Origin of the sequence: Bacillus sp. FJAT-45350 (assembly GCF_002335805.1) — a bacterium.
Classification (GTDB): Bacteria; Bacillota; Bacilli; order Bacillales; family NISU01; genus FJAT-45350.
This window is the reverse complement of record NZ_NISU01000001.1, coordinates 2,177,628-2,199,792: the sequence shown is the minus strand read 5'-3', so window position 1 is coordinate 2,199,792 and position 22,165 is coordinate 2,177,628. Positions and strand designations below refer to the sequence as shown.

The window sequence follows — 22,165 nt, the reverse complement described above, 5'->3', positions numbered from 1 at the left end:
GTTCTAGATAAAATGATATGGTATATTTATTATATTATGTTGAAAAAAGTCGAGGGTTCTGATGAATAAGATTGTAAATATACCTATTAAATGGAAAATAACAGGCTTATCCTTTGGGATTGTTGCTTTTTCCTTATTAATTATAGGAATTATATTATTAGGGTACACAACTGAAATAAAAGAAGAAGAGCTTTCACATAGAGCCTTGATTACTGCACAGCTTGTAGCACAAAACTCGACTGTGCAACAAAATATTCAAGAGGAAAATGCAGCAGATATATTACAGCCAATTGTTGAACGGATGCGTGTTATTAATGAGCATGACTATATAGTTGTATTGAATATGGAGAGAATTCGTCTTACTCATCCAATACAAGATAGGCTGTACACCCCTTTTGTTGGAGGAGATGAAGATCCTGCTTTTTCAGACCATATTTATATTTCAAAAGCACAAGCAAATGCTGTAACAACAGTCCGTGCTTTTGCACCAATTAAACTAGACAGGGAGCAGGTTGGTGTAGTTGTAGTTGGAAACGTATTACCAACTGTTTCGCAGCTACTGAATGAGTTTGCAAATACAGCCTTTGTCATTGTCCTTATTACAACGTTATTTGGCGTTTGGGGTGCATGGCTGTTAGCAAACCATATAAAAAAACAAACATTCGAAATGGAACCTGAACAATTAGCTCGAGTCCTTGTAGAAAGAACAGCTACCTTTAATGCCATACATGAAGGAGTTATAGCAATTAATGAGGATGAAAGAGTTACAGTTATTAATGAAGCAGCTAAGAAAATGCTAAATATCAAGAGAAGTATCATTGGAGAAAAAATTCAAGATGTCATTCCTGATACACGATTACCTGAAATATTAAAAATTGGGAAGCCTGTCTTTCAGCGTGAGTTCTATGTTCAGAATAAAGCGATTTTGAGTAACCGTATTCCTATTACAGTTGCTGATAAAACGGTAGGGGCAGTTGCGATTTTCCAGGATAAAACAGAAGTAAATCGTTTAGCGAAAGAATTGACAGGTGTACAAGCGTTTGTGGATGCTCTACGTGTTCAAAATCATGAATATTCCAATAAACTTCATACAATTGCTGGATTAATTCAGCTGGATGAAGGAAAAAAAGCGTTAGAGTATATTTTTGAGTTAGAAGAGGAACATATGGGCTTATCAAGGGTAATTATGCAAAAAATACATGATGATAGTATTGCTGGATTACTGCTTGGGAAAATAAGTAGAAGTAAAGAGCTTGGAATTAACTTACATGTTGATAATAATAGTTCCTTTGTAAATTACCCAGAAGGAATCACGCTACATGATTTAGTCGTAATTCTTGGAAATTTGATTGACAACAGCTTTGACGCGCTCATAGAGTTTGCTAGTGAAGAAGAAAAGGATGTATATATACTAATAAAGGAAAAAGAAGAGGAGCTTGTCATCGAGGTTTCAGATAATGGAATGGGAATGAATGAAATACTTCAAGAGAAAGTATTTACTAGGGGCTTCTCAACAAAAGAAAAAGAAGGCAGAGGAATTGGGTTATTCTTAGCTCATTCTATCGTTGAACGAGTAGAAGGAACAATTTCAATTGATAGTGTGTACAAAGAGGGTACAACAATTACAATAATTCTACCGATGAAGAGGCGGGGAGGTACTTATGACAAAGGCTAAAGTAAATGTGCTGCTAATTGAAGACGATCCGATGGTTCAACAAGTAAATAAGATGTTTATTGAAAAAGTTGAAGGCTTTACTGTTAAAGGTGTTGCATCAACAGGAACTGAAGGGATAAAAAAGGTGCAGAGCCTTAAGCCTGATCTCGTACTTCTTGATGTTTTTATGCCGGAGCAAAATGGACTAGAGGTGTTAAAGCACCTTCGTAGTGAATTAATAGATGTGGATATTATTGCAGTTACAGCTGCAAATGATACGCAGACAGTTAAGACGTTATTACGCTTAGGTGTAGTCGATTATATTGTAAAACCATTTACTTTTGAAAGATTAGAGAAGGCATTAAAGCAATATAAAGACGTCTATCGCCAATTAGATAAAGCAGGTGAAGTATCTCAAGCGAAATTAGATGAGCTTAGAACACAAAAGGAAGAGACAAATAAAGTTCAACACCAATTGCCGAAAGGATTACATGCACAAACATTAAATCAAATTACTGAGTACTTACAACAAATACAAACGGGAAAATCAGCAGAAGAAATTGGCACAGCGGTAGGACTAGCACGGGTAACAGTTAGACGGTATTTAAATTATTTGGAATCAGTTGGAAAAGTAGAAATGGAACTAACGTATGGGACAATTGGTAGACCAATACAAATGTATCGAATGAAAGAATAAGGTGAGGCGATATGAAAGGGTTTATTGCAATTTTATCATTTTTATTTATTGGAATTATTACTGCCTTTTATATCGGCTTTGGTTTTGATGTAAAAACAACACCACAAGCAGTAGATAAAGAAATTGAAGGTCTTAATGAAAAATATGTACTACGCTTTAGTCATGTAGTAGCTGATAATACACCTAAAGGATTAGCAGCTTCGTTATTTGCGCAGCTTGTTAAAGAAAAAACTGATGGCTGGGTTGATATTCAAATTTTTTCAAATGGGGTTCTCTTTAATGCTCAAGAGGAATTTGATGCGTTAAAGAGAAATGAAGTTCACTTGATTGCTCCTGCCTTTTCAGAAATTGCAGTTCATAATGCAAACTGGTTTGTCATGGATTTACCTTTTTTGTTTCGGGATGAAAAAGAGGTAAAGGAAGCGTTTGATGGTGAAATAGGCCAGCTTCTGTTTGAGAGCATAGGTAGACAAGGATATAAGGGGATCGCATACTGGGAAAATAGTTTTAAACATATTACAAATAATATTCGACCGATTCGCTCAACTGAGGATTTGTCAGAAGTAACAGTGCGTGTGATGCCTAGTGATGCACTAATGGATACATATCGAACAATAGGTGCTCGCCCACGTGTATACGCATTTAATGAAGTTTATGAAGCATTAAGTGATGGTAGAGTGGATGGTACTGAAAATACCCCATCAAATATTTATTCAAAGGGCCTCTACCAACAACAAAAATATATGACCATTAGCAATCATAATTACTTAGGTTATGCGGTATTAATGAATGAACACCTCTGGGAAAGACTTCCTGTCGAGCATCAAAGTAGCATTATGGAGGCAATGGAAGAAGTGAATGACTGGCTTCGAGTATACGCGATAGACCATAATGAAGAAAGGTTAAACAGAATAAAAAATACAGGACTGATAGAAATTAATGAACTAGCTCAAGTAGAAAAGGAACATTGGCGTAATCAGCTAGAATCAGTATACGATAAATACTCTGAGTTAATTCATCCAGATATTATGGAACAAGTATATAAATTGCATGGGAAAAAGAGTGAATAATTCACTCTTTTTTATTTTCTTAAAAAATGTCGGAATTAATAAAAAACTGTTATGTGTAAAAATATAATGATTATTAAACAGAAGATTCCTTTATGCATCTATATTTCTGTTGTTTGTAATAGTTTGCGAGGCGAAAGTGGATTACGACAGTGTATAAAGACCAAAAAGAACAAAAAGACCATTAAGTTCAAATCAACACATATTTATGAAAGCGTTTTATAATTTGAATAGTTAGAAATAAAACTAAGTTCAAGTAAAGAATAATGTCTGAAAGCGTTTTAAATTAGAATAGTAAAATTAATAAGAGGGGGAATGAACGAATGAATAATTCATTTCTAGCAACAGTATGGGGACAGCTTTGGCAATCTCATTCCCAGGTAAAGCAAGTGTTAACTTTTTCACTTCCAAAAAATCAAGCTGATAATGTAGAAAAAAGTAAGGAAACTGATAGAGTCGAAAACAATAACAATAAAAATAACGAAGAGAGGCCTCCAGTTTATCGGACACCTCAAAAAATTGGCCTAATTTTAGGACCATCTTTATTTTTTATTATTATGTTTTTTCTTTCTCCAGAAGGAATGAGTCCAGAAGCGAAAGCAGTGTTAGCGAGTACGGTTTGGATTGCTACGTGGTGGATTACTGAGGCTATTCCTATCCCAGTTACTTCATTATTACCGGTTATCTTGTTCCCACTAACGGGGGTACTAGATACTGGAGCTGTCACAGCTTCTTATGGAAATACAATTATTTTCCTATTCCTTGGAGGTTTCCTTATTGCATTAGCAATGGAGCGCTGGGAATTACACAAACGAATTGCGTTGACGATTATTTCTTTAATTGGGACGAGCACTCAACGAATTATACTTGGTTTCATGGTGTCTACTGCCTTTTTATCTATGTGGATATCAAATACAGCAACAGCTATGATGATGGTTCCGATTGGTACAGCGATTATTATTCAAGTATCTCATTCATTAAAGGAAAAAAATGTTGGCATCGCTAAAGAAGATGGGAATTTTGCTAAAGCAATGATGTTAGGGATTGCTTATGCTGCTTCAATTGGTGGTTTAGGGACATTAATTGGTACACCACCTAATATGATACTAGCAGGAGTCGTACATGAATTATTTGGGTTTCAAATTTCATTTGCAGGATGGATGTTATTTGGGGTTCCGTTAGCAGTCATTATGCTAGTACTAGCTTGGTTGTATTTAATAAAAGTTGCGTTTCCAATGCAGATGAAGACAATACCAGGTGGAGAAGCTCTTGTTAATGAGCAAAAGAAATCGTTAGGAAGAATGAGCTTTGAAGAAAAGGCGGTACTTGCCGTATTCTCTTTTGCAGCAATTTCGTGGATTACCCGTTCATTTATTTTAGAACAATGGATTCCAGGAATTGATGATACGATGATCGCTATTGCAGCGGCAGTATTATTGTTTATGATTCCGTCACTAAGTAAAAGAGGAACGTTCCTATTAGACTGGGAAACTGCGAAAAAAGTCCCTTGGGGTATTCTATTACTATTTGGTGGTGGCTTGGCAATTGCAGCAGGCTTCCGTCAATCTGGATTAGCAGAATGGATTGGAAATCAGTTAACAGTTGTACAGGGAGTTCATTTCCTTATCATTTTATTAGTCGTAACAGCGTTAGTGATGTTTTTAACAGAAATCACTTCAAATACAGCATCAGCAACAATGATTCTACCGATTATGGCTTCATTAGCCTTTGCGATTGATGTACACCCATTTGCATTAATGATACCTGCAGCAATTGCTGCGTCATGTGCATTTATGCTACCAGTAGCGACACCGCCAAATGCAGTTGTCTTTGCTTCTGGTCACCTGAAGATGATTGATATGGCAAGGGCAGGATTTTGGATTAATTTATTGGCAATTGTGTTTGTTGTTGTAGCTGTATATTACTTTTTACCAATTATATGGGGCATAGACCTACAAATGTACCCAGATGTATTTAAATAATATAAAAGGAAGTCTGTTAGGAAAAACCTATCAGACTTCCTTTTTATTGTAGCTTGATTTATTGTATATTCCTATATATTGTAGTATGTTGTAAATCATTATGTTTCTATGCCAATTGAAGTTAGTAATAATAATGAGTTTTACAAAAAAACTTTGTTTAGTAAGGTATTTCACTGAAAATTACGACTATGATAGATTGGTATAAAACTTTTATAAAAAAGCTTTTCAATCTAGTAGACTTATGATAATATACAAATCAGCGAATAAATATAGGAATAAATGCATAAACAAACATAAAACTTTCTAGGGGGAAATATAATGAAAAAGCTTTTATCTTTAGGTTTATCAGCAGTTTTATCTGTTGGATTATTAGTAGGTTGTGGAGCAGGAGATACAACATCAGGTAATGGAAATGAAGAAGCGGGAGATAGCACAGAAGAGAAGAAAGTACTTGTAATGGGAACATCTGCTGACTACCCACCATTTGAATCAGTTGATTCAGCTACAGGAGAAATTGTTGGCTTTGATGTTGATATTGCAAGATACATTACCGAGCAATTAGGTTATGAGTTCAAAATTGAAGATATGGAGTTTAGTACATTAGTACCTGCATTAACTTCAGGACGTGCTGATTTTGTATTAGCTGGTATGACACCAACAGAAGAGCGTAAACAAAACGTTGATTTTTCTGACATATATCATGAAGCTAACAATTTAATTATTACTAAATCAGATAGTGGGATTACATCAGTTGAAGATTTAGCTGGTAAAACAGTTGGAGTTCAGCTTGGTTCGATTCAAGAAGAAGCTGCGAAAGAAATTGATGGGATTGAGATGGTACAACGTGACCGTATCCCTGCATTAGTTCAAGAATTACTTTCAAATCGTATAGATGCAGCAATTATTGAGGATGCTGTAGCATTAGGACATTTAAACCAACATGAAGTATTAACTTCATTTATATTACTAGATGACGAGCCAGGTGGTTCTGCAATTGGTTTTCCAAAAGATAGTGAATTAGTTGGACCTTTTAATGAAATATTATTAGAAATGAAAGAAAGCGGAATGTTAGAAGAACTAATGATTAAGTGGTTCTCTGAAGAAGAGTAAGAATAAAGGATAGAGAGGATTGAGTTTGGGGTATGAATTTAGATTTCGCCCAAATCGCGCCCTCTATCCCTTTTATCGTTAAAGGGATATGGGTCACGTTACAATTTGTTACAGTTTCAATACTAGTTGGTCTAGCGCTTGGAACAATCTTAGCTGTATTTAAAATAGGAAAGTTTAAACCGTTAATTATCTTAGCTGATATTTATACGTCCATTTTCCGTGGGACTCCCCTTATCTTACAGCTTGCTATTATTTACTTTGCACCACCACAGCTAATTGGTTATGATATTTCAGCGTACATGGCAGGGGTAATTGCCTTTGGTCTAAATTCTGCGGCCTATATCTCAGAAATTATCCGTGCAGGTATTCAAGCAGTAGATAAAGGACAAAAGGAAGCGGCTGAGGCATTAGGGATACCCTATCGTCAAATGATGTTAAAAATCATTCTACCGCAAGCATTTAAAAATATTTTACCAGCATTAATGAATGAATTTATTACGTTAACGAAGGAATCAGCGATTGTTTCAACCATTGGTGTGTGGGATATTATGCGTCGTTCACAAATTGTCGCCGCCGATAAATATCTCTACTTTGAACCACTATTCGTAGCGGCTGTCTTATATTACTGCATGGTTATGGTTCTAACTCTTCTTGGAAAAGGTTTAGAGAGGAGAATGAAGAGAAGTGATTAAAGTTGTTGATTTACACAAATCATTTGGTAATTTAGAAGTACTAAAAGGAATTTCAGCAGAAATCAACAAAGGGGACGTTGTTGCAATTATAGGTCCATCTGGGTCTGGTAAGTCAACATTTCTTCGTTGTATGAATCTTCTAGAAGAGCCGACAGCAGGTGAAGTTTGGGTTAATGATGAAGAACTTACAAGTGGTAAAACAAATATCATGAATGTACGTCAACGTATTGGTATGGTGTTTCAACACTTTCATTTATTTCCCCACATGACGGTTCTAGAAAATTTAACATACGCTCCTATTTCTGTTAAAGGGTTATCTAAAGCAGATGCAAACAAGAAGGGTGAAGACCTATTATCTAAGGTTGGCCTTCTTGATAAAAAGGACCAATATCCAAACCGTTTATCAGGCGGACAAAAGCAACGTGTAGCGATTGCTCGTGCTTTAGCTATGGATCCTGAAGTGATGCTGTTTGATGAGCCGACATCAGCGCTTGACCCAGAGATGGTTAAGGAAGTGTTAGATGTTATGAAGACACTAGCGAATTCTGGTATGACAATGGCAATTGTGACTCATGAAATGGGCTTTGCCAGAGAAGTAGCAGACCACGTTTACTTTTTAGACCAAGGTATTTTAATGGAACAAGGTAAACCAGAAGAATTTTTTACTTCACCAAAAACAGAGCGTGCGAAAGAGTTTCTCGAAAAAGTATTGTAATAACGATATTATTTGAAAGGACGATCATTTTAGATCGTCCTTTTTTGGTACAATAAAATAAAGTCGTTTTAGAAAGGACCTTATTATGTTTAGAATAGGCTACCGAACGATAAAAACAGCAGTTGGTGCATCAATAGCAATTGGTATTGCTCAGTTATTACAACTAGACTTTTATGCCTCTGCCGCTATATTAACGATATTATGCATATCTGTTACAAAAAAAAGCTCGCTTAAAGTTTCTTGGCAACGATTTATTGCCTGTCTTATCGGGATGGGTTTTTCTATCGTTTTATTTGAGTTAATTGGATATAATCCTGTTGCTCTAGGATTATTACTACTGGTATTTATACCAACGATGGTCGCAATCAAAGCAAAGGAAGGTATTGTTACTAGCGTCGTTATTATTTTACATATTTACACATTGCAAACTGTTTCATTGCAAATCATTATGAATGAAGTTGCTTTAATTATCATTGGAATAGGGACAGGCTTAGTAATGAATCTTTATATGCCAAGTGTAGAAAATGAATTAAAAAAATATCAAGAGGAAACAGAAAAAAATTTCAAGAAAATCTTTAATGAGCTCGCTTTATTCTTAAGAGAAGGAACTAGTGAATGGGATGGAAGAGAGTTAACGGATACAGTAATTCTCCTAGATAAAGCAAAAAATACTGCATTACGTAATATAGAAAATCATTTACTAAGACACGAGGATCAATACTTCTACTATTTTAAAATGAGAGAAAAGCAATTTGAAATTATAGAGCGAATCATGCCCTTTATTTCTTCTATGGACGAAACGGTTATACAAGGTAAAAGGATGGCTGAATTTTTAGAGGGATTGAGTGCTGGAATAAGTCCAACAAACCGTTCTCATATATTTTTAGGTCAATTAGCAGAGATGAAACAAGAATTTCAGGGGATGGAATTACCAAAAGACAGACAGGAGTTTGAAATTCGTTCGTCTTTATTTTATATTATGCACGAGCTAGAACAATATTTATTAATCAAAGATGCATTAAGTAAATCATAGTGCGTTAAGGGAATAATCTTCTAGAGCAATTGTAACACTATTAGGTAACAGAGTTGAAAAGATACTTGAATAGGAGGAAGGCTTTCATGTATCAATTATTTGCGTTACTTATGAGTGTTACGTTCATTGCATCTCCTATATGGCCTATCGGAGAAAATCCAGTGATAGGAGATCCATATATTATTGTGAATAAAAAAACAAACGAGCTCGCATTTATTAATGAAAGTGAAATACAAAAGACATATCAAGTAGCTACAGGTAAAACGACAGAACTGACACCTGAAGGGGAGTTTACCATTGTTGTTAAGGCGATAGACCCATACTACCGGAAACGAGACATTGAAGGTGGTTCTCCTGAAAATCCTTTAGGTACGAGATGGATTGGGTTTGATGCATTAGAAACAGATGGACGGATTTACGGAATTCACGGTACTAATAATCCTCCTTCTATAGGAAGCTATGTGACAGCAGGATGTATAAGAATGTTTAATCAACAGGTGGAAGAGCTTTTTGAACGAGTTCCACAGGGTACGAAAATATTGGTAATTAGTTCTGAAAAGACATTTGAACAGATTGCAAAGGAATACGGAGCTATATAAAAAAGACCAGAAGTGAATCACTTCTGGTCTTTTGACTATTGTATATCATTAGAAAATAAACGCTGCTCCAGTAAACAAACTACCTAGAACTAACGAAACGATCATAATATAAATAATTGTTTTTTGAAATTTACGTGGCATACGATAACCCCCTATAAACATTACTGATAATATTGTACAACTTATTAGGCTAAAACACAAGATGTTAATGGTCAATGATTAATGGGTAATTGTTAATTAAAGAAGATTAGAACTCTGAAAGTAATTAGAGGGGATTCATGTTTTGTCTAGAATTGTTACATATCAAAATAAATTTATAGAAAATATAGGAGTGGGGAACATGGAAAGTCGTACGCCGAAGAAAATTGACCATATTGGAATAGCAGTTTCTTCTATTGAAAAGTCTTTACCTTTTTATGTCGATAATTTAAAAATGCCATTACTAGCTGTTGAAGAGGTAGAATCTCAAGGTGTTAAGGTAGCGTTTCTACAGGTTGGGGAATCTAAGATTGAGCTTTTAGAACCTCTATCTGATGAAAGTCCGATTGCTAAGTTTATAGCAAAGCGTGGGGAAGGAATTCATCATGTTGCGTTAGGGGTTTCTGATATTCAAGAGAGAATTAATGAAATTAAGACAGAAGGCATTAAAATGATTCATGATAAGCCAGTACCTGGAGCTGGTGGGGCTCAAGTAGCATTCATACACCCGAAATCTGCTGGTGGAATTTTATATGAGTATTGTGAAAAGAAATAATCTGAATTCTTTTATTATTACGTGAGAGCCTCCAATTAGATGAAAAAGCTACCACATTCGTGTAACATCAATAGAGACATAACAATATTGGAGTGGTGACATTGACAAATGAAAAACGATTACTAGAAGAATTTCTAGAGCTAGTTCAAATTGATTCTGAAACAAAGGATGAAGGAAAGATTGCTCCTATTTTAAAGGAGAAATTTGAAGCTCTAGGTGTTGAGGTCTTTGAAGATGATACAACGTCGATTACTGGCCATGGTGCTGGAAACTTAATTTGTACATTACCAGGGACGAAAGAGGGAGTAGACACAATCTATTTTACTTCCCATATGGATACAGTTGTTCCGGGTAATGGTGTGAATCCTTCGGTGAAAGATGGGTATGTTGTTACTGATGGAACAACAATTTTAGGAGCCGATGACAAAGCTGGTCTAGCAGCGATGCTTGAGGCTTTAAAGGTAATGAAAGAGAATAATATTGAGCACGGAACTATTCAATTTATTATTACAGTTGGGGAAGAGTCAGGTTTAGTAGGTGCTAAAGCTCTTGACCCTGCATTACTAAAGGCAAAATACGGCTTCGCATTAGATAGTGATGGTCCAGTAGGTAACATTATCGTAGCGGCACCTACACAGGCAAAGGTAAAAGCTGTGATTCATGGTAAAACAGCACATGCAGGTGTAGCACCTGAAAAAGGTATTTCTGCAATTACAGTTGCGTCAAAAGCAATCTCAAAAATGCCTCTTGGACGTATAGACGGAGAAACAACTGCAAACATCGGTCGCTTTGAAGGTGGTAGTCAAACGAATATTGTTTGCGATTACGTAGAAATTTTAGCTGAAGCACGCTCTCTTGTCCCTGAAAAAATGGAAAAGCAAGTTAAGAAAATGAAAAAAGCTTTTGAAGAAGCGGCGGAAGAAATGGGTACAACTGCAGATGTAGAAGTGACAGTGATGTATCCAGGTTTTAAATTAGGAGATGGTGACGAGGTAGTTGAGGTTGCAAAAAAAGCAGCAACAAGCCTAGGTCTAACTCCAAAATTACTAAAAAGTGGTGGAGGTAGTGATGCGAACATCATTGCTGGACACGGAATACCAACTGTAAACTTAGCTGTTGGTTATGAGGAAATCCACACTAAAAATGAAAAAATGCCAATTGCTGAGTTAGTTAAATTAACTGATATGGTAATTGCTGTTGTAAAAACAGTTTCAGAACAATAGAATGAATAATCGTCGCTACGTACTTATAAGTGGTGGCGATTTTTTATATTGTAATAGAATTTAAATTGCACAATGTACTTAAATCACTATTAATTACTAATGAAAAGGCTCTTTATTACCACTGTGGGTTTATTTTATGTTAATATTTCCCTATATTGATTCGATTCCAATATAGAGAAATCTAGTTATACTAGTGGAAGGAATGTGGGGAATAATGAGTAATGATTTTCATGATTTACATAAAGCGTTAAATTATATTCGAGGTATTGGAAAAGTTGTTGATGAGAGCTGGCAACATTCAGCTCAAGAAATTGGGATTACTCAATCAGAGCAACACATTTTGTGGATTCTTTTCTTTGAGAAAAAAGCTTCGATGTCTAGAATTGCAGAGGTAGGACTTTGGGATTTATCGACAGTGATGCAAATTGTTAAAAGGTTAAAAGCAAAGGAGTTAGTCCGAACGACGAAGGACGAACAAGACTTGCGTGTATCCTATGTTTGTTTAACAGATAAGGGAGAGCAGAAACGTGAAGAATCAGCTAAATTCGAATCTCCTTTCATGAATTATATTAAGGCATATATGGCACAAAGTGAGGAAAATAAACAATTTGTTTTACAAATGGGAGAGTTCATTAAAGAAGCTAACAGTTTTTTTCATGGAAAAGAATTTGTCAAATGGGTAGAGAAAACAGGACAAAAATAATGGGTGGAGCGTTATGGCAGATAACCGTTTGAAAAAAGGTAGAGTCATTTTTCATGTTGATATGAATAGTTTTTATGCCTCAGTTGAGTCTGCCTATGACCACACTTTAAAAGGAAAACCATTAGCAATAGCTGGAAACGTAGAAGAACGGCGCGGTATTATTGTTACATGTAGCTATGAAGCAAGAGCTAAAGGTGTAAAAACAACAATGCCTATTTGGCAAGCGAAGCGTTTATGTCCAGAATTAATTATTAGACCACCAAATTTCGATCGTTACCGTTCAGCATCGGAAAAAATGTTTCAGTTGTTAGAAGAATATACACCTTTAGTAGAACCAGTTTCTATAGATGAAGGATATATTGATATAACAAACTATACAGAAGATCCAATAAAAATTGCCTATGAAATTCAACATCGACTGCAAAAGGAGCTTGACCTTCCTTGTAGTATTGGAATTGCTCTGAATAAATTTCTAGCGAAAATGGCTAGTGAAATGAAGAAGCCATTAGGGATTACTATTTTGCGAAAGCGTGAACTAGACAAGAAGCTTTGGACTTTACCTGTAGGTGAAATGCATGGTGTTGGTAAGAAAACGGCAGAAAAATTAATTAAGCTTAACATTAGAACGATTGGAGATTTGGCTCATACGAGTAAGGATATTTTAAGTACAAAATTTGGTGTGAATGGAGTTAAGCTCTTTGAAAGGGCGAACGGGGTTGATGCTCGCCCAGTTGATCCTAGCTCTTTTTCAGAGTTCAAAAGTGTAGGGAATTCAACAACACTAAAGGCAGATACGACAAGTGAAGAGAAAGTAAAAATTGTGCTCACGAACCTGGCAGGTTCTGTTGGTCGTAGATTAAGGCGGAAACAGGTATGTGCAAATACAGTACAATTAACAATTCGTTATAGTGACAGAAAAACAATCACTCGAAGCAAATCCTTAGATTATCCAATTCAATCGAGTGAAGAGTTGTTAGAGTACTCATTGTTTCTATTTCGAAAATATTGGAATAAAGAGCCTATTCGATTATTAGGAATTACAGGACAAAACTTAGTTGATGAGCAATATGGATATAAGCAGCTAGATTTATTTAATTACGAAAAAGATGCCAAGAGTTACGAGCTGTTAAAGACAGTTGATGAAATTCGAAATAAATATGGTGAGAGCTCATTAATAAAGGGTGGTCAAGCAAAAGGGGATCCAAGTGAATTATTGAGGGATAAAAAGCGTCGAGGGACGAGCTTAGATAAGGATTTTTTGAGAGAAAGAAGTAAAAATGACAACACTTAGTTAAAAGTAGCTAAGTGTTTTTTGTTTTACTTAATTCTTTTTAACAGATCGTTAATAGATTTTGCTATCAAGCCGATAAACAACATATATAGGGAAATTGTACGGGAGTGAGTCGAATGAATATAAGTAGTTTAGTTGCCTCGAATCAGCAAAATTCATCAGATAGACCGATACAGCTTCGTGAAGGAGAAGTCTATCGTGCAACGATAAAAGAGAGAACTAGTAAAGATGAAGCCACATTACAAATTCGTGGACGTGAAGTTCAAGCAAGATTTGAAGGGAGCGTCCCATCAAGTGATAGAGTAACAGTCCAAATTGGTACACAGAAGGATGATGTAGTTCGTGTTCGAACAATTACAGAAGAGCCTCGTTCATCTTCTTCACAGCAGACAGGTGAGCAAAGAGATGTTACACGTGTACTACGAAGTTTAGGAGCAGGGGCGAATCCTACTCCAGAACTTCGTCAAGCGGCACAAATGCTCCTTGATAAAGGAGTTCCATTAACGAGGGAATCTGTTCGTGATCTCCAAACCTTTATGAACTCATCAAATGGAACAACCGAGCAGCGCTTACAAACAGTTCAAGCGATGGCGAATAAACGTCTAGAAGCAACGCCAACACAATTACGTTCGGTACATGAAGCACTGCACGGCCGACCGTTGAATCAAGTGTTAACAGATTTAGCGAAAGAAATCGACCCTAAATTCCAAATACCGAGACAAGAGAGAGTTGTTGCTAGTGCCTCAAGTGAGGCTCGTCCTAGTGAAATGGTTCGCGAAGTAAGAGAACAGGTTCAGAGAGAGCCAAACTTGCAACGTGTAGTAGAGCAAGTTCGTGAGCAAGTAGTAAATAACCCTAGAGTAAATCGAGAAGTGGCTCAAAGAGTGGAACGAGCGGTTGATGAAGCCCGCCAATTACAACAACGGGGTCAAGAAGGTGCTAGTCGAGAAAGAATTACTCAGGCGTTACAGCAGGCAGAGAGAGATTTATCGCGGGTGGAAGGTCGTTCGCAAGATCTGAGAGCGAATGAGGGTCGAACTCAAGAAGTAAGACCTCAGGAAAGCCAAAGAGCAGAACTGCGTCCGAGTGAAACGGTTCGTCAAGTGAGAGAGCAAGTTCAGAGAGAGCCAAACTTGCAGAGAGCAGTGGAACAAGTGCGTCAACAGGTGGTAGAAAATCCACGTATAAGTCCAGAAGTAGCTCAGCGGGTAGAGAGAGCGACAGAAGAAGCTCGTCAACTACAGCAACGGGGGCAAGAAAGCGTTGGACGAGAGCGCTTAAACCAAGTGCTACAGCAAGTAGAGCGAGATCTAGCAAGAGTAGAAGGTCGTTCACAAGATGGAAGAATTAGTGAGGGACGGACTCAAGAAGTTAGATCACAAGAAGTGCAAAGAGCAGAACAGCGTCCGAGTGAAACGGTTCGTCAAGTGAGGGAACAAATACAGAGAGAGCCAAATCTTCAACGAGCAGTAGAACAAGTGCGTCAACAAGTGGTAAATAACCCTAGAGTGGATCGAGAAGTAGCTCAAAGAGTTGACAGAGCTGTAAATGAGGCTAGATATTTACAACAAGTTGGTAGAGATAGATTAGTAGATGCTCTTCAAAAAGCAGAGAGAGATTTAGCTCGTACAGAAGGGCGACAGACTGATAGAGTCGTAGAAAGTAGACCATCACAGGATGTAAGAGTTCAGGAAGCTGTAAGGAACGATCAGCGTGCCAGTGAGACGATTCGTCAGGCGAGAGAGCAAGTACAACGAGAGCCGAATTTACAACGAGCAGTGGAGCAAGTGCGCCAACAAGTGGTGAACAATCCTAGGGTGAGTCCTGAGGTAGCACAGAGAGTGGAGCGAGCGACGGAAGAGGCTCGTCAATTACAGCAGCGTGGACAGGAAAGTGCAGGACCAGAGAGATTAACACAAGCGTTGCAACAGGCGGAGCGTGATTTATCGCGAGTGGAAGGTCGTATGCAGGAGACGAGACCACAAGAAACGCTAAGACAAGAGCAACGTCCGAGTGAAACAGTCCGTCAAGTGAGAGAGCAAGTACAACGAGAGCCGAACCTCCAGAGGTCAGTGGAGCAGGTTCGTCAAGAAGTGGTGAATAATCCGCGCGTAAGCTCGGAAGTAGCGCAACGAGTAGAACGAGCGACGGAAGAAGCACGCCAGTTACAGCAACGAGGTCAGGAAAGTGCAGGACGAGACAGGTTAACGCAAGCGTTGCAACAGGCGGAGAGGGATTTATCGCGAGTGAAAAGTCGTGTGCAGGAGACGAGACCACAGGAAGTGCCAAGACAAGAGCAACGTGCGAGTGAAACGGTACGTCAAGTGAGGGAACAAGTCCAACGAGAGCCAAATTTACAACGAGCAGTGGAGCAAGTGCGCCAACAAGTGGTGAACAATCCGAGAGTGAGTCCTGAGGTAGCGCAGAGAGTGGAGCGAACGACGGAAGAGGCTCGTCAATTACAGCAGCGAGGACAGGAAAGTGCGGGGCGTGAGCGTGTAACACAAGCCTTGCAACAGGCGGAGCGTGATTTAGCACGAACAGAAAGCACACGTTCGCAAGAGGTACCAAGACAAGAGCAACGCCCGAGTGAAACAGTCCGTCAAGTGAGGGAACAAGTACAGCGAGAGCCGAACTTCCAAAGAGTAGTAGAGCAAGTGCGCCAACAAGTTGTAAACAATTCACGAGTGAGTCCAGAGGTTGCGCAGAGAGTAGAGCGAGCGACGGAAGAAGCCCGTCAATTACAGCAGCGTGGCCAGGAAAGTGCTGGACGTGAAAGGTTAACTCAAGCATTGCAACAGGCGGAGCGTGATTTAGCAAGAACAGAAAGTACACGCTCGCAAGAGGTACCAAGACAAGAACCGCGCGAAAGCGAAACGGTTCGTCAAGTAAGAGAGCAAGTCCAACGAGAGCCGAATTTGCAGAGAGCAGTGGAGCAAGTGCGTCAACAAGTGGTGAATAATCCGAGAGTGAGTCCTGAGGTTACGCAGAGAGTCGAGCGAGCAACAGAAGAAGCTCGTCAGTTACATCAACGAGGACAGGAAAGTGCGGGACGAGAGCGTTTAACGCAAGCGTTGGAGCAGGCGGAGCGAGATTTATCGCGCGTGGAAGGTCGTGTGCAGGAGCAGAGAGCGCAAGAAGCTCCAAGACAAGAGCAACGCGCAAGTGAAACAGTTCGTCAAGTGAGAGAGCAAGTGCAACGCGAACCTAACTTGCAGAGGTCAGTGGAGCAAGTGCGCCAACAAGTAGTGAATAACCCAAGTGTGGGCCGAGAAGTGGCACAGAGGGTAGAGCGAGCAACAGAAGAAGCTCGTCAGTTGCAGCAACGAGGTCAGGAAAGTACGGGACGAGAGCGTTTAACGCAAGCATTACAACAGGCAGAGCGGGATTTATCTCGCGCGGAAGGCCGTCAATCTGAACAGAGACCAGTTGAACGCACACAAGAAGGACAAAGAAACGAGCAACGTTTAAATGATATGGTTCGCCAAATTCGTGAAAAAGTACAACAAACAGGCAGCTTACAACGAGCGGTTGAAAATATTCGTCAGCAAATGCAAAGTAACGCTGTTGAAACTCGTACGCAGGATTCACTTAATCGTGTTGCAACTCAGGCTGAACAGCTTGAGCAAGTTGGCAAAGACCGGATGGTACAAGCATTAGCAAAGGCAGAAACTGAGTTGCAAAGAACTGAACAAAACGCGACTCGTACTTCTAATAATTCCGAAGCAGGGAAAACAGAAACCCGTTTTACTGATGCCATTCGTCAAGCACAACAAACTCTTCAAAAAGAGCCACAACTTGAGCGAGCTATAGAGCAGGTACGTCAACAAGTTGCTGAACACCCGCAAACAAGTCAAGATATGGCACGAGCACTAGAGCAATCTATGAGAAGTGCAAGTGAATTACAGCAAAATGGTCGTGAAATGGCAGCTCGTCAAGAAATGATGCAAGCACTAACACAAGTTGAACAACAAGCAGCAGCGCAAGAGCCTGTTAGACCAGCTCAGGAAACCCAGCAATATGTCTTAAATGAGCAATTTCAAACGAGTGTTCAGTTAAATAGTAAAGATATTGCAGTAACAACTGTTACTCAAAAGTTAGCAGAAGCTACAGCAGAATTTAAAGATATGCAGCGTGATATTACAAGAAATTTAGATACAATTCAGAGATTAATAGAACAATACAGAAGTAAATCAAGAGACCAAGTAAAACCATTATTAGAGACAACAATTAAGAAACTAGACAATGCCATTTTAAAAAGTGAAATGATGCTTTTAACAGATATGAAGACAGAAAAAAAACTAATGCAAGCAAGTGGTCAGTTAGCTGAAGCGAAGAAGTTTTTAAATAGAGGAAACTATCAAGAAGCAAGTCGTATTGTCCAAGAAGTAAAAAATGAAGTAGAGAAACTAAACTTCCAGCCGTCGGAAACGAAAATTAAACATTATGTATCAAATGAACGTCTTCAACAAGAAGGGCGTACACCCCAACAACAGTTACTACAACAATTGACAGATACTACTCGTACGTATATGCAAGAGCCATCAGCGCGACAAGCTTTTGAAATGGTACGTAGTCTTGGATTAAACCGGGATAGTGAGATTGCCCAAATGCTTGCTTCATCTCGCGAACAATCACAACAGGATGCGAATCAACGAAATATGAAGGCAGTCTTGATGCAACTGATGCGTGGTGAGGAAGAAGGAACTAGAATCTCTCAACAAGCAAACCAAGCGTTAAATAACTTAACTGGACAGCAACTACTAAGCAAATCGGATAATAGTAGTAACCTACAAAGTATGCTATTTAATCTACCATTACTATTAGAAGAACAAGCTGAGAATCTACAGGTGTATGTCAATTCAAGAAATGAAGGTCAGCAAGTAGACTGGGAAAACTGTAATCTTTATTTCCTAATTGATACACCGAAACTTGGCGAGGTTGGAATCATGTTGAATGTCGTTGATCGTAATCTATCAGTAACATTAAAAAACGAACAAGATGATTTTAAAGACCGAATGGAGCCTTTAGTGGATAAGAGTATTGATAATCTAGCAGAGATTGGATATAACGTCGGTGGAATAAAATTTACAAAAATGGTTTCTCAAGAGAAAAATACACAACAACAAGTAACTCAAGAAGGTGAACAGCAAATAGAACCACAGCAAAAACCAATCTTCACTGAGAAAGGATTTGACTTCAAGATATGATGGTGTCAAAGCACTTTAACCATAAACAGCGTCGGATGACAAATGGTCCAACTGCTGCTGTGCTTAAGTATGATGAAGACGGTGGAGCACCGAAGATTATCGCCCAAGGAAAAGGACAAGTAGCAAATCAAATTTTAGATTTAGCAAAAAAGAACAATATTCACATGCAAGAAGACCCAATGCTCGTCGAAAATTTACTAGATATGGACCTAGGTGACAATATTCCACCCCAATTGTACTCGGTAATCGCAGAAATTTTGTTACTTATTGAGGAAATGGAGAAAAACTATTAAACATTGAAATTAATATTCCGATATTACAAATAGAAGTTGAAAGAGACGGAGGTGTAACCTTGACACAGTTTATAACAAGTGAGGCTCTTCATAAAAAAACATCACAAGAAATTACAGCATTACTTTATGAGGCATGCGTAACAAATTTAGAAAGTGCAATAAAAACAATAGATGAAAAAGATTATATACAAGCAAATGAAAATTTAAAGAAGGCAACTGATATCCTACACCGCTTAGGGGCTGGAATTAATTATGAAGCTGGTATTGTCGCTGACCAGTTAGATACGCTATATAACTATATGGCAGATAAACTGGTTGAAGCAAACTATAATAAAGATGTGACTAGTATTAATGAAGTTCTTAATATCTTAACTGAGATTATGAATGCATGGAATCTAGCGATGAAAAAAAATGCCGATGCACAACCAAAAATTATAAGACAAAAAGCAAATGCTTACGAGCAAACAGCTATTTACGAATAAAAACTACAGAATTAAGGGGAGTAAATTCCAATGAAAATTAATAACAATATTCAAGCTTTAAATGCTTATCGTAATTTAAATGCAAATCAGTTTAGTACATCGAAAAATTTAGAAAAATTATCTTCTGGTCTTCGAATTAATCGTGCAGCTGATGATGCAGCTGGTCTAGCAATCTCGGAGAAAATGCGTTCTCAAATTCGTGGTCTTAAACAAGCAGAAAGAAATGCGATGGATGGAATATCATTAATGCAAACAGCAGAAGGTGCTTTAACAGAAGTACATGCTATGCTACAACGTATGCGTGAGCTAGCAGTTCAAGGTGCAAATGATACAAATACTGAATTTGACCGTGAACAGATTCAGAAAGAGATTGATCAGTTGAAGTTAGAAATTGATAGTGTTTCTGAAAAAACAGAGTTTAATACAAGAACTCTATTAAATGGATCGAGTGCAGTGCTTACCACTTTTAAAAACGCAAATGAAACCAACATATCTAATTTAACTGATTTTCCAATGGTGTTGAATCCAGCATTAAAGTCAGGGGATTATCGTTTAGATATTGCAGGGGTAGAAGAGGTTGTCCGTATTACACAACCAGCAGCAGGAATAGGACTTTCTTCAGATATAAAATTTGCAGCACTTGATGAAGAGAATGCATTAGGTGAATATACAATAAACATAAGAAATTTTGACGGAGATAATAAGGGAGCAACTATTGAAGTTATTGGTCCAAACGGAATACCAATTGAAAAGAAAGCAGTAGAAGTTGGTGAAAAGTATACTGGGGATTTTGTCACAGGTCCAGGACCAGTTACCAGTAATTTAGAGCTTTTTAAGCATAATAATGGTAATATAATTGGAACCGATGGGACAGACTGGTTTACAGTAAATGATGATGGAGGTACTACAACACTAATAGCTCCAGCTTCTGCTGACTATAAAGATGTGAGTGTAACCGATTTTACTTCGGACCAAGTTGCAAGACTAAATCAAGAAGTAACAATTGGTGGGTTATTAATTAATACTACAGAAATCACTGGTGCTGGAACTGTAAAAGTATCATTGGAAATGAGAGCCAACTTCTCTGTTTATTATAAAGAAGATAACGCCGATCCAGAAGAATATGAAAGAATGGAATTTAATAAGGAAATTACATCTCGAAATGGTGTTATCCGTCATGGTGGGTTTGAATTTAATTTTGATAGTAACATACAACCTTCAAATGCTACAGGTGGAAACACAACTGAATTCGCACTAATCAACAATGCTCTAGCATTCCAAATCGGGCCGAACACTAACCAAAATGTAATGATCGACATCCCACAACTTGACACAGTTCGTTTAGGTATTGAGAGAGTTGATGTTACTACGCAAGAAGGTGCGAATGAAGCAATTTTCATTCTTGACCGTGCAGTTAACATCCTATCAGACGTTCGTGCAAAATTAGGTGCTACTCAAAACCGTATGGAGCACACAATTAATAACCTACAAGTAACTCATGAAAACCTAACTGCGTCTGAGTCTCGTATCCGTGATGCTGACATGGCTCTTGAGATGACAGAGTTCACGAAAAATAACATTCTTAACCAATCAGCAACAGCAATGCTTGCACAAGCGAATCAATTACCACAAGGTGTATTACAGTTATTACAATAAACATATTAACAAGGAGACTTGGCCGTTTTGGTCAGTCTCTTTTTTTAGGGGTTAGTTGGTTAGAGGATAGTTGGAAAGTAGAACGTTGGGAAGGGAAGGACAAGCGCCTTTTAACTTTGCTTCTTTTTTGAGATAATGGGTGTAAGTATTTAAAGGGCGTGTTTACATGAGTGAGGAAGAGAGACGGTTTTTAGAGGAGCAGTTAGAGTGGGTAAAGGAGAGAGACCGTTTGTTGTGTGCCATTGAGTATAAGCTTCGGGAGATGAAGCTGCTTGCTGAGTATGCGAAAGAAGTACAGCATGACCGTGAAAAGGTAGCTGAGATACAGTTGGAAATAAATCGTCTACTGCGAGAAATTAATGAGCTTCAAAAACAGTGCGAACAGTTCTTACATTAATTTTCCACTGTTACAGAAGTTTAGCACCTTACTTGCTATATAAGCCTGTGCTAAAATAAAACTAATTACTTAAGATAAAGGCGGGAAGTAAATGGATGTTCAAAGAGTAGGAAAGACAGGCTTAGGTAAAATAGACCCGAAAAAGCAAGAGGTTACTGGAAAGGTTTCTTTTACAGAAGTTATGGGAAAACAACGTGATGAAAAAGCATACGAACGTTTAAATGCTCTAATGCAAAAAATAGATGACCAAGGAAAAGTGTTAGCTGAATCTTCAAGAACGGTTGACGAGCTTCGTAAATATAAAGCACTTGTAAAAGAGTTCATGGAGGATGCCGTTCAGTTCGGTCTAAGCCTCGAAGAGCGCCGCGGCTTTAACCGACGTGGACGTACAAAAATTTACAAAATCGTTCAAGAAGTAGACCGGAAACTACTCGATTTAACAGATGCATTAATTGAAAAGCAGAAGAAGGGCTTAGAAATACTTGATATGGTTGGAGAGATTAAAGGGTTGCTAGTTAATATATACGCCTAAAAGCGACGTTAGTCGCTTTTAGGCAAAGCAATGTGCTTAGCTGCTACCTGTTTTTAAAGTCAAACAGCAAGCGGT

20 protein-coding genes and 1 pseudogene are annotated in these 22,165 nt (G+C 38.1%); 20 read left to right on the top strand and 1 reads right to left on the bottom strand.

Going from position 1 to position 22,165, the window contains the following annotated elements:
* The first annotated feature begins 61 nt into the window (after positions 1 to 61).
* The 9 genes from CD003_RS11020 (at position 62) to CD003_RS10980 (ending at position 9,549) form a co-directional block, all read left to right on the top strand.
* Positions 62 to 1,675: an ATP-binding protein gene (locus tag CD003_RS11020; RefSeq protein WP_096201171.1), complete on the top strand. Its 1,614-nt coding sequence runs from the start codon at positions 62 to 64 to the stop codon at positions 1,673 to 1,675.
* Positions 1,662 to 2,351 (top strand): response regulator, encoded by a 690-nt coding sequence (locus CD003_RS11015; RefSeq protein WP_096201170.1) that lies wholly within the window; start codon positions 1,662 to 1,664, stop codon positions 2,349 to 2,351. Before CD003_RS11020 ends, CD003_RS11015 begins: the two co-directional genes overlap by 14 nt.
* Positions 2,352 to 2,362: 11 nt before the next feature.
* Positions 2,363 to 3,421: a DctP family TRAP transporter solute-binding subunit gene (locus tag CD003_RS11010; RefSeq protein WP_096201169.1), complete on the top strand. Its 1,059-nt coding sequence runs from the start codon at positions 2,363 to 2,365 to the stop codon at positions 3,419 to 3,421.
* A gap of 320 nt (positions 3,422 to 3,741) precedes the next feature.
* On the top strand, positions 3,742 to 5,400 hold the full coding sequence (locus CD003_RS11005) for an SLC13 family permease (protein WP_096201168.1): 1,659 nt from the start codon (positions 3,742 to 3,744) through the stop codon (positions 5,398 to 5,400).
* Positions 5,401 to 5,718: 318 nt separating this feature from the next.
* Positions 5,719 to 6,510 carry a transporter substrate-binding domain-containing protein gene (locus CD003_RS11000; RefSeq protein ID WP_096201167.1) on the top strand — a complete coding sequence of 264 codons (792 nt, stop codon included), beginning with the start codon at positions 5,719 to 5,721 and terminating at the stop codon, positions 6,508 to 6,510.
* 32 nt (positions 6,511 to 6,542) lie between these two features.
* Complete coding sequence (locus CD003_RS10995) at positions 6,543 to 7,202, top strand: amino acid ABC transporter permease (RefSeq protein ID WP_096201166.1); 660 nt, start codon at positions 6,543 to 6,545, stop codon at positions 7,200 to 7,202.
* The gene (locus CD003_RS10990; protein WP_096201165.1) at positions 7,195 to 7,917 is read left to right on the top strand and encodes an amino acid ABC transporter ATP-binding protein; all 723 of its coding nucleotides are present in this window, start codon (positions 7,195 to 7,197) and stop codon (positions 7,915 to 7,917) included. The genes CD003_RS10995 and CD003_RS10990 overlap by 8 nt, the downstream gene beginning before the upstream one ends.
* Before the next feature lie 85 nt (positions 7,918 to 8,002).
* Positions 8,003 to 8,950, top strand: coding sequence for an aromatic acid exporter family protein (locus CD003_RS10985; protein WP_096201164.1), 948 nt, complete (start codon positions 8,003 to 8,005; stop codon positions 8,948 to 8,950).
* 86 nt (positions 8,951 to 9,036) lie between these two features.
* Positions 9,037 to 9,549, top strand: a complete 513-nt coding sequence (locus CD003_RS10980; RefSeq protein ID WP_096201163.1) for a L,D-transpeptidase — start codon at positions 9,037 to 9,039, stop codon at positions 9,547 to 9,549.
* A 48-nt stretch (positions 9,550 to 9,597) separates the two neighbouring features.
* On the opposite strand, the gene prli42 is transcribed toward CD003_RS10980, so the two are convergent.
* The gene (gene prli42 / locus CD003_RS21880; protein WP_179295526.1) at positions 9,598 to 9,690 is read right to left on the bottom strand and encodes a stressosome-associated protein Prli42; all 93 of its coding nucleotides are present in this window, start codon (positions 9,688 to 9,690) and stop codon (positions 9,598 to 9,600) included.
* 199 nt (positions 9,691 to 9,889) lie between these two features.
* Between prli42 and mce the strand changes: the two genes are divergently transcribed.
* The 11 genes and pseudogenes from mce (at position 9,890) to CD003_RS10930 (ending at position 22,090) form a co-directional block, all read left to right on the top strand.
* Positions 9,890 to 10,303: a methylmalonyl-CoA epimerase gene (gene mce / locus CD003_RS10975; protein ID WP_096201162.1), complete on the top strand. Its 414-nt coding sequence runs from the start codon at positions 9,890 to 9,892 to the stop codon at positions 10,301 to 10,303.
* A gap of 101 nt (positions 10,304 to 10,404) precedes the next feature.
* A complete protein-coding gene (locus CD003_RS10970; RefSeq protein WP_096201161.1) occupies positions 10,405 to 11,526 on the top strand; it encodes a M20/M25/M40 family metallo-hydrolase in 1,122 nt (373 codons plus the stop codon).
* Between the two features lie 214 nt (positions 11,527 to 11,740).
* The gene (locus CD003_RS10965; RefSeq protein ID WP_179295525.1) at positions 11,741 to 12,229 is read left to right on the top strand and encodes a MarR family winged helix-turn-helix transcriptional regulator; all 489 of its coding nucleotides are present in this window, start codon (positions 11,741 to 11,743) and stop codon (positions 12,227 to 12,229) included.
* 13 nt (positions 12,230 to 12,242) lie between these two features.
* The gene (locus CD003_RS10960) at positions 12,243 to 13,520 is read left to right on the top strand and encodes a DNA polymerase IV (protein ID WP_096201159.1); all 1,278 of its coding nucleotides are present in this window, start codon (positions 12,243 to 12,245) and stop codon (positions 13,518 to 13,520) included.
* A gap of 116 nt (positions 13,521 to 13,636) precedes the next feature.
* The gene (locus CD003_RS10955) at positions 13,637 to 18,730 is read left to right on the top strand and encodes a hypothetical protein (protein ID WP_096201158.1); all 5,094 of its coding nucleotides are present in this window, start codon (positions 13,637 to 13,639) and stop codon (positions 18,728 to 18,730) included.
* The gene (locus tag CD003_RS10950; protein WP_096201157.1) at positions 18,727 to 19,023 is read left to right on the top strand and encodes an EscU/YscU/HrcU family type III secretion system export apparatus switch protein; all 297 of its coding nucleotides are present in this window, start codon (positions 18,727 to 18,729) and stop codon (positions 19,021 to 19,023) included. The genes CD003_RS10955 and CD003_RS10950 overlap by 4 nt, the downstream gene beginning before the upstream one ends.
* Positions 19,024 to 19,082: 59 nt before the next feature.
* Positions 19,083 to 19,505 (top strand): flagellar export chaperone FliS, encoded by a 423-nt coding sequence (gene fliS / locus CD003_RS10945; protein ID WP_096201156.1) that lies wholly within the window; start codon positions 19,083 to 19,085, stop codon positions 19,503 to 19,505.
* Positions 19,506 to 19,535: 30 nt separating this feature from the next.
* Positions 19,536 to 19,943, top strand: a pseudogene (locus CD003_RS22670) (flagellin N-terminal helical domain-containing protein); the annotation flags it as partial.
* A gap of 75 nt (positions 19,944 to 20,018) precedes the next feature.
* Positions 20,019 to 21,161 carry a flagellin gene (locus CD003_RS10940; protein ID WP_373558568.1) on the top strand — a complete coding sequence of 381 codons (1,143 nt, stop codon included), beginning with the start codon at positions 20,019 to 20,021 and terminating at the stop codon, positions 21,159 to 21,161.
* A 166-nt stretch (positions 21,162 to 21,327) separates the two neighbouring features.
* Positions 21,328 to 21,558, top strand: a complete 231-nt coding sequence (locus tag CD003_RS10935; protein WP_096201154.1) for a hypothetical protein — start codon at positions 21,328 to 21,330, stop codon at positions 21,556 to 21,558.
* Between the two features lie 91 nt (positions 21,559 to 21,649).
* Positions 21,650 to 22,090, top strand: coding sequence for a YaaR family protein (locus CD003_RS10930; RefSeq protein ID WP_096201153.1), 441 nt, complete (start codon positions 21,650 to 21,652; stop codon positions 22,088 to 22,090).
* Positions 22,091 to 22,165: the final 75 nt, after the last annotated feature.

What these genes read in the sequence shown, in the direction of transcription:
- CD003_RS11020 (WP_096201171.1), top strand. Translation starts at nt 62, where the DNA reads ATGAATAAGATTGTAAATATACCTATTAAATGGAAAATAACAGGCTTA.
- CD003_RS11010 (WP_096201169.1), top strand. Translation starts at nt 2,363, where the DNA reads ATGAAAGGGTTTATTGCAATTTTATCATTTTTATTTATTGGAATTATT.
- CD003_RS10955 (WP_096201158.1), top strand. Translation starts at nt 13,637, where the DNA reads ATGAATATAAGTAGTTTAGTTGCCTCGAATCAGCAAAATTCATCAGAT.
- CD003_RS11005 (WP_096201168.1), top strand. Translation starts at nt 3,742, where the DNA reads ATGAATAATTCATTTCTAGCAACAGTATGGGGACAGCTTTGGCAATCT.
- mce (WP_096201162.1), top strand. Translation starts at nt 9,890, where the DNA reads ATGGAAAGTCGTACGCCGAAGAAAATTGACCATATTGGAATAGCAGTT.
- CD003_RS11000 (WP_096201167.1), top strand. Translation starts at nt 5,719, where the DNA reads ATGAAAAAGCTTTTATCTTTAGGTTTATCAGCAGTTTTATCTGTTGGA.
- CD003_RS10960 (WP_096201159.1), top strand. Translation starts at nt 12,243, where the DNA reads ATGGCAGATAACCGTTTGAAAAAAGGTAGAGTCATTTTTCATGTTGAT.
- CD003_RS10980 (WP_096201163.1), top strand. Translation starts at nt 9,037, where the DNA reads ATGTATCAATTATTTGCGTTACTTATGAGTGTTACGTTCATTGCATCT.
- prli42 (WP_179295526.1), bottom strand. Translation starts at nt 9,690, where the DNA reads ATGCCACGTAAATTTCAAAAAACAATTATTTATATTATGATCGTTTCG.
- CD003_RS10935 (WP_096201154.1), top strand. Translation starts at nt 21,328, where the DNA reads ATGAGTGAGGAAGAGAGACGGTTTTTAGAGGAGCAGTTAGAGTGGGTA.
- CD003_RS10965 (WP_179295525.1), top strand. Translation starts at nt 11,741, where the DNA reads ATGAGTAATGATTTTCATGATTTACATAAAGCGTTAAATTATATTCGA.
- CD003_RS10985 (WP_096201164.1), top strand. Translation starts at nt 8,003, where the DNA reads ATGTTTAGAATAGGCTACCGAACGATAAAAACAGCAGTTGGTGCATCA.
- CD003_RS10940 (WP_373558568.1), top strand. Translation starts at nt 20,019, where the DNA reads ATGGTGTTGAATCCAGCATTAAAGTCAGGGGATTATCGTTTAGATATT.
- CD003_RS10930 (WP_096201153.1), top strand. Translation starts at nt 21,650, where the DNA reads ATGGATGTTCAAAGAGTAGGAAAGACAGGCTTAGGTAAAATAGACCCG.
- CD003_RS10995 (WP_096201166.1), top strand. Translation starts at nt 6,543, where the DNA reads ATGAATTTAGATTTCGCCCAAATCGCGCCCTCTATCCCTTTTATCGTT.
- CD003_RS10950 (WP_096201157.1), top strand. Translation starts at nt 18,727, where the DNA reads ATGATGGTGTCAAAGCACTTTAACCATAAACAGCGTCGGATGACAAAT.
- CD003_RS11015 (WP_096201170.1), top strand. Translation starts at nt 1,662, where the DNA reads ATGACAAAGGCTAAAGTAAATGTGCTGCTAATTGAAGACGATCCGATG.